The sequence below is a fragment of the Thermodesulfobacteriota bacterium genome (genome assembly GCA_040756475.1).
Classification (GTDB): domain Bacteria; phylum Desulfobacterota; class Deferrisomatia; order Deferrisomatales; family JACRMM01; genus JBFLZB01.
In genome coordinates this window covers 1-6,369 of sequence record JBFLZB010000238.1, presented here as the reverse complement: position 1 = coordinate 6,369, position 6,369 = coordinate 1, and the positions used below count along the sequence as shown (strand labels likewise).

Sequence of the window (6,369 nt, the reverse complement as noted above, 5' to 3'; positions counted from 1 at the left end):
CGCCCCGGCCGCATCACCTTCGACGACCCCGACGCGGTGGTGGCGGTGGAGACCGTGGGCGGCCGGGCGGGCCTCTCCCTCTGGACCCGGGAAGAGCTGCGCCGCTACCCCTTCCTGGGGGTGGACTAGCGGTCAGCCGTCAGCGTTCAGCTCGAACCCGCGGCGCACCTCACCCCAACACACCCGCCAGCCAGTACAGCAGCATTCCCGCCACGACGGTCCCTCCCAGAGAACGGGTCTTCCACGCCACCGCGAGAGTCGGCAGCGCCACCCACAGCTCCCGGCGGGCCAGATCCAGGGCCCGGGGCTCGGGGGAGGCGAGCAGCGACGGGACGACGAGGGCCGCCAGCAGCGCCGCGGGGATGAGGCCGAGCCACGCGACGAGCCCTTCCGGGAGGCGCCGGCGGGAGAGCACGAGCAGCGGCAGCGCCCGGGGCAGGTAGGTAACCAGCCCCATGCCCCCCAGCAGCAAGAGGTACTCCCCCGTGCTCCACGCCGGGCTCACGGACGCGCTCCCCGCCGCCGGGCCGCCAGTGCCCCGGTGGCCCCGGCCGCTGCCCCGAGCACGATGTAGGCGTTTCCCGGAAACGCCAGGTAGAGCCCGAGGGCCACGGCGCCCCCGAGGGCGGCCGCCAGGACGTGGCTCGGGCTCCGGAGCTGGAAGACCAGCAGGCACAGGAACATCCCGGTGAGGGCGTAGTCGATGCCCAACGCCCCCGTAGGGACGAACTGGCCGGCGTAGGCCCCCGCCACGGTCGCGGCGATCCAGGCGAGGTTGGCCGCGTGGTTCAGGACGAGCGCCCGATAGCGGTCCCACCCCGCCCGCTCCCGGAGGAGGGAGGAGTTCAGCGCGAAGCTCTCGTCCGTGAGCCCGTAGGCGAAGAGCGCCAGGAACCGGCGCCGGGCCCCGGCCAGGGGCACGGCCATGGACGAGCTCATGAGGGCGTGGCGCAGGTTCACTGCGAAGGTGGTGGCGACGATCGAGGCGATGCCCGCCCCGGCCTGGAGCATGGCCACGGCGATGAACTGGGAGCTCCCGGCGAAGACCACGGCCGACATGAGCCCCACCTGCCAGGGCGCGAGCCCCGCCTTCTGGGCCAACACCCCGAAGGCCAGACCTACCGGCGTATAGCCGAGGCAGATGGGCCAGGCCGCGCGCAGGCCGTCGCGGCAGAGGGTCAGGCACTGGGCGGCGGTCATCTTCACGGGAGTTCCGGCCAGGGTGTGGGGACGCGCTCCCCGCCCTTTTCTCAAACCCCGGCCCCGTTGGCAAGGCCGCTCACCCCGTGGTAGCGTCTCCTCCTGTCGCGTTTCGCGTGCCGGGTGCCGGGTGCCGGGTGCCCTGTTCCCCTGGCTCCTGACCCCTGGCCCCTAGCCCCCGATCCCATGCCCGACCCCTTCCACCTCCTGCGCACGGTCTTCGGCTACCCCGCCTTCCGGGGGCACCAGGAGGCCGTGATCCGCCGGGTGGTCGCGGGGGGCGACGCCCTGGTGCTCATGCCCACCGGGGGAGGGAAGAGCCTGTGCTACCAGATCCCGGCCCTGGTGCGGCCCGGGGTGGGCATCGTCGTCTCCCCCCTCATCGCCCTCATGAAAGACCAGGTGGACGCCCTCACCCAGCTCGGGGTGCGGGCGGCAGCCATCAACTCCTCCCTCTCCCCGGGGGAGGCCGCTCTGGCCGAAGCAGCCCTGGTGCGCGGCGAGCTCGATCTCGCCTACGTGGCGCCCGAGCGGCTCCTCACCGACCGGTTCCTGGCGCTCCTCGACCGGGCAACCCTCGCGCTCTTCGCCATCGACGAGGCCCACTGCGTGAGCCAGTGGGGCCACGACTTCCGCCCCGAGTACCTGGGGCTGGGCGTCCTGGCGCAGCGCTACCCCGGGGTACCCCGGCTCGCCCTCACCGCCACCGCCGACGCCCCCACCCGGGCCGACATCGCCGCGCGCCTGCGCCTGGAGGGTGCGGTCCCGTTCGTGGCCGGGTTCGACCGGCCCAACATTCGGTACCGCGTGGTGCCCAAGGTCAAGCCCCGGGACCAGCTCCTGGGGTTCCTGCAAGCCGAGCACCCCGGCGATGCCGGAATCGTCTACTGCCTCTCGCGCCGCAAGGTGGAAGAAACGGCCGCGTGGCTCCGCGCCGGGGGCTTCGGGGCCGTGCCCTACCACGCCGGGCTCGACCCGGCGGTGCGTCGGACCCACCAGGAGCGGTTCGTGCTGGAGGAGGGGGTGGTGGTCGTGGCCACCGTGGCCTTCGGCATGGGGATCGACAAGCCCAACGTGCGGTTCGTGGCACACCTGGACCTGCCCAAGAGCCTCGAAGGCTACTACCAGGAGACCGGGCGGGCGGGCCGCGACGGCCTGTCCTCCGACGCGTGGCTGTGCTACGGCCTGGCGGACGTGGCGCTGCTGGGGCAGATGCTCGCCGCCTCCGACGCGGACGAGGCCCACAAGCGCCTGGAGCGCCGCAAGCTCGACGCCCTGCTGGGATACTGCGAGTCCGCCCGGTGCCGGCGCCAGGTGCTCCTGCGCTACTTCGGCGAGGAGCTCCCCGAGCCCTGCGGCAACTGCGACACCTGCCTGGAGCCCGTGGAGACCTGGGACGGCACCGTGGCGGCCCAGAAGGCGCTCTCCTGCGTCTTCCGCACGGGCCAGCGGTTCGGGGTGGTCCACCTGATCGACGTTCTCCTGGGGCGCGAGACCGAGCGGGTGAAGCGGTGGGGACACCACCGGGTGAGCACCTTCGGGATCGGCTCGGAGCTCGACGAGGCGGGCTGGCGCTCGGCCTTCCGGCAGCTCGCGGCCGCCGGCTACGCCCGGGTGGACCACGAGAGCCACGGGGCGCTGCGCCTCACGGAGAAGAGCCGCGCGGTGCTTCGGGGGGCGGAGCGGGTGCTCCTGCGCCGCGATCCCGTGCGGCCCAGGAAGACCCGGCAGGCGCGCCGGGCGGCGCGGGGGGCGGAGACCCGGGGGATCCCCCCGGCGGGCGGGGCACCCGCCGATGCGGCCGGCGCGGCGCTCTTCGAGCGGCTGCGGGCGCTGCGGCTGGAGCTCGCCCGGGCCCAGAACGTGCCCCCCTACGTCATCTTCCACGACACCGCCCTGCGGGCCATGGCCGACCGGCGCCCCGCGACCCTCGCGGAGCTGGCCGGGATTCCCGGCGTGGGGGAAAAGAAGCTGGCCCGGTACGGTCACGCCTTCCTGGAGGCGCTCTGGACGTCCTGATGCGGCGTCCACTCCCGGGGGAACGGGACGGCGACGAGGAAGGGGAGGGTCAGCCGCGTTCGGCCCCACCCTCCGAGGGAGCGGGGGCGGGGCCCTGTTCCGCCGGCTTGGGGTCCGCAGGCCGCGGGGGCGCTTCCCGGACGACCTCCCCCCGGATGCGCGCGCCGCGCTCCCCCGCCTCGACCCGAAAGCGAACGCCCGCCACCCCGGGCTCCCGAAGCTGGCGGCGCACCTCGGCTTCGATGCGCTGGCGCAGTACGGCAGGGTCGGGGAGCTCCCCGGCGGGGACGAGCCGCGCCACCGACCGGTGCAGACGCTTCACGTAGCGCTCCAGGAGCGCGCCCTCCTCCAGGCAGGCGCGGTCGAAGAGCACCTCGGCCGCCTCCGGGGGCTCGGGTTCGGCCTTGGCCTTTCGGGCCGCCCGCATCTCGGCGAGGTGGCGCACCTGAACCTCCAAGGCCTGGAAGCGGTGGGCCAGGGTTCGGGCCCGGAACCGCGCCGCCGTGGACGGCCACGGGTGCCGGGTGAGGGCCAGCACCTCCCGCTGGACCTCGTCGCGCAGGGCCACGGGCTCACCCCGGCGGCGGCCTGCCAGGAAGAGGTCGTACTCTCGCTTGAGGCGGTCCATCTTGCTCTCGAGGCGGTCCAGGCCCTGAAGGTGAAGGTCCACGGGCTCCTCAGCAGGTGCACACGGCGGTGGGGGCGTCGTCCTCCCGGAACGGGGAGATGGCCCGCAGCCGTTCGATGATCCGGGGCAGCTCGGCCACCACGGCGTCCACCTCGGCCTCGGTGGTGAAGCGGCTGAGGCTGAAGCGGATGGAGCCGTGTGCATAGGTGAAGGGCACCCCCATGGCCCGCAGCACGTGGGAGGGCTCCAGGCTCCCCGAGGTGCAGGCGGAGCCGGAGCTGGCGCAGATACCTTTCTGGTCCAGGAGGAGCAGGATCGCCTCCCCCTCCACGAACTTGAAGGCGAGGCTCGAGGTGTTGGGCAGGCGCTCGGTGGGGTGGCCGTTCAGGCGGGCGTCGGGGATGGCCGCGAGCAGCCCCTGCTCCAGGCGGTCCCGCAGGGCCCGCACCCGGGTGTTCTCCTCGGCCAGGTGGGCGCCGGCGAGCTCGCAGGCCTTGCCCAGGGCGATGATCCCGGGGACGTTCTCGGTGCCGCCCCGGCGGCCCCGCTCCTGGTGGCCGCCGATGAGGAAGGGCCGAAACGGCGTGCGCCGCCGCACGAAGAGGGCTCCCACCCCCTTGGGAGCGTGGAGCTTGTGGCCCGAGAGCACCAGGTAGTCCACCGGCAGGGTGCGCAGGTCGAGGGGAAGCTTTCCCGCCGCCTGGACGGCGTCGGTGTGGAAGGGGATGCCCCGGCTCTTTACCAGCTCGGCGGCGGCCTGGATGGGGAAGATCGTCCCGGTCTCGTTGTTGGCGTACATCAGGGAGACCAGGGCCGTGTCGTCCCTGAGGCTCGACCGCAGCTCGTCGAGGTCGATCATGCCCTCGGCGTCCACCCCGAGCAGGGTCAGGTGGTAGCCCTTCTTCACCAGGTGGTTGGCCAGGTTCAGGACCGCCGGGTGCTCCACCTTGGTGGTTATTAGGTGGCGCTTCTCCGGTTGGGCCTCCAGGGCGGAGCGCATGGCCGTGCTGTCTCCCTCGGTACCGCAGGAGGTGAACAGGATCTCCACGGGCTCGCACCCCAGGAGCGCTGCCACCCGCTCCCGCGCCTCGGCGAGCCTGCCGCCCACCTGCCCGCCGAAGGTGTGCATGCTCGAGGGGTTTCCGTAGAGCTCGCAGAAGTAGGGCCGCATCTCCTCGAAGACCGCGGGATCGACCCGGGTGGTGGCGTTGTTGTCGAGGTAGATTTCCGCCATCACTGCACCTCCACCACCTGGAGCTCGGGGTCGACGATCTCCTTGAGCCGGGCCTCCACGCCCCCCTTGAGGGTGAGCTGGCTCGAAGGGCAGTGGGTGCAGGTGCCCCGCAGGCTCACGTACACGGTGGTGCCGTCCACGTCCACCAGCTCCAGGTCGCCCCCGTCGGCCTGGAGGCTGGGCCGGATCTCCTCGTCGATGACCTTCTGCACGAGCTGGATGCGCTGGAGGTTGGTGAGCTTTCGGGGCGCCGCCGCCGCCGGGGCGGGCCGGGCTTCCCGCGCGCCCCGCACCTCTGCCAGCAGCCGCTCGATGTCGGGCAGGCACCGTTCGCAGCCGCCCCCGGCCTTGGTGTAGTGGGTCACGTCTTCCACGCTCTTGAGGTCGTTTTCCTCGACGGCCCTGCGAATCTGGGCGTCGGTCACCCCGAAGCACTCGCACACCACCTCGCCCTCGAGCTCGTGCTGGGTGGTCTCGATGCCCCGGTAGTTGTTGATGGCCGCCTCCAGGGCCTCGCGCCCCATGACGGAGCAGTGCATCTTCTCCTTGGGCAGGCCCCCCAGGAACTCGGCGATGTCGCGGTTGGTCACCAGGAGCGCCTCGTCCAGGGTCTTGCCCTTGACCATCTCGGTGAGCGCCGAGCTCGACGCGATGGCGCTGCCGCACCCGAAGGTCTGGAACCTGGCGTCCACGATCCGCTCGTTCTCCACCTTGAGAAACAGCCGCAGGGCGTCGCCGCACGCCAGGCTCCCCACCTCGCCCACGGCGTCGGCGTCGTCGATCTTTCCCACGTTGCGCGGGTTCAAGAAGTGATCCTTGACCTTGTCGGTGTAGTCCCACATCAGAGCAATCTCCCCGCCGGCGGCGCCGCCGGACGTTGGCACGGGAACAGCCGCGGCAATCTAACAAGGGTGCGCAGGGAGTGTCAAAATCACCGATCCGCCCCGAAGAGCTCCCGGAGCTTGTCCTCCGCCCCCGCCAGGTCCCCCGTGCCGGACTGGGCGTAGAGCACCGTCCCGCCGGGTCCCAGGAGCACGACCGTGGGCGTGACCCGCACCCCCAGGGCGCCCGCCAGGGGGCCGCCCTGCGCCTCCGGGTCGTCCAGGAGGCACGGCAGGGTGGGTTGGGTTTCGGCGAAGCGCCGCACCCGGGGCAGGAGGCGGGCGGAGTCCACGTTGACCGAGAAGGTCTCGAGGCCCCGGTCCCGGTAGCGGCTGCCCAGCGCGGCCACCGCCGGGTACTCCCGGCGGCAGGGGTCGCAGTAGAGGCTCCAGAAGTAGAGGAGCTG

7 protein-coding genes are annotated in these 6,369 nt (G+C 72.6%); 1 reads left to right on the top strand and 6 read right to left on the bottom strand.

Annotation, left to right across the window (positions count from 1 at the left end; translation table 11 throughout):
• Nucleotides 1-169 precede the first annotated feature (169 nt).
• Nucleotides 170-505 (bottom strand): AzlD domain-containing protein, encoded by a 336-nt coding sequence (locus tag AB1578_21360; protein ID MEW6490446.1) that lies wholly within the window; start codon nt 503-505, stop codon nt 170-172.
• Nucleotides 502-1,200, bottom strand: coding sequence for an AzlC family ABC transporter permease (locus tag AB1578_21355; protein MEW6490445.1), 699 nt, complete (start codon nt 1,198-1,200; stop codon nt 502-504). The genes AB1578_21360 and AB1578_21355 overlap by 4 nt, the downstream gene beginning before the upstream one ends.
• A 186-nt stretch (nt 1,201-1,386) precedes the next feature.
• Between AB1578_21355 and recQ the strand changes: the two genes are divergently transcribed.
• Complete coding sequence (gene recQ / locus AB1578_21350; protein MEW6490444.1) at nt 1,387-3,219, top strand: DNA helicase RecQ; 1,833 nt, start codon at nt 1,387-1,389, stop codon at nt 3,217-3,219.
• A 49-nt stretch (nt 3,220-3,268) separates the two neighbouring features.
• Here recQ and AB1578_21345 read toward each other — a convergent pair whose 3' ends face one another.
• The 4 genes from AB1578_21345 to AB1578_21330 all read right to left on the bottom strand — a co-directional run.
• A complete protein-coding gene (locus tag AB1578_21345) occupies nt 3,269-3,889 on the bottom strand; it encodes a hypothetical protein (protein MEW6490443.1) in 621 nt (206 codons plus the stop codon).
• A 7-nt stretch (nt 3,890-3,896) separates the two neighbouring features.
• Nucleotides 3,897-5,081: a cysteine desulfurase NifS gene (nifS, locus tag AB1578_21340; GenBank protein MEW6490442.1), complete on the bottom strand. Its 1,185-nt coding sequence runs from the start codon at nt 5,079-5,081 to the stop codon at nt 3,897-3,899.
• Complete coding sequence (gene nifU, locus AB1578_21335) at nt 5,081-5,923, bottom strand: Fe-S cluster assembly protein NifU (protein ID MEW6490441.1); 843 nt, start codon at nt 5,921-5,923, stop codon at nt 5,081-5,083. Before nifU ends, nifS begins: the two co-directional genes overlap by 1 nt.
• An 89-nt stretch (nt 5,924-6,012) precedes the next feature.
• On the bottom strand, nt 6,013-6,369 hold a 357-nt coding region (locus AB1578_21330), incomplete at its 5' end, for a TlpA disulfide reductase family protein (protein ID MEW6490440.1).

What these genes read in the sequence shown, in the direction of transcription:
- AB1578_21355 (MEW6490445.1), bottom strand. Translation starts at nt 1,200, where the DNA reads ATGACCGCCGCCCAGTGCCTGACCCTCTGCCGCGACGGCCTGCGCGCG.
- recQ (MEW6490444.1), top strand. Translation starts at nt 1,387, where the DNA reads ATGCCCGACCCCTTCCACCTCCTGCGCACGGTCTTCGGCTACCCCGCC.
- nifS (MEW6490442.1), bottom strand. Translation starts at nt 5,081, where the DNA reads ATGGCGGAAATCTACCTCGACAACAACGCCACCACCCGGGTCGATCCC.
- nifU (MEW6490441.1), bottom strand. Translation starts at nt 5,923, where the DNA reads ATGTGGGACTACACCGACAAGGTCAAGGATCACTTCTTGAACCCGCGC.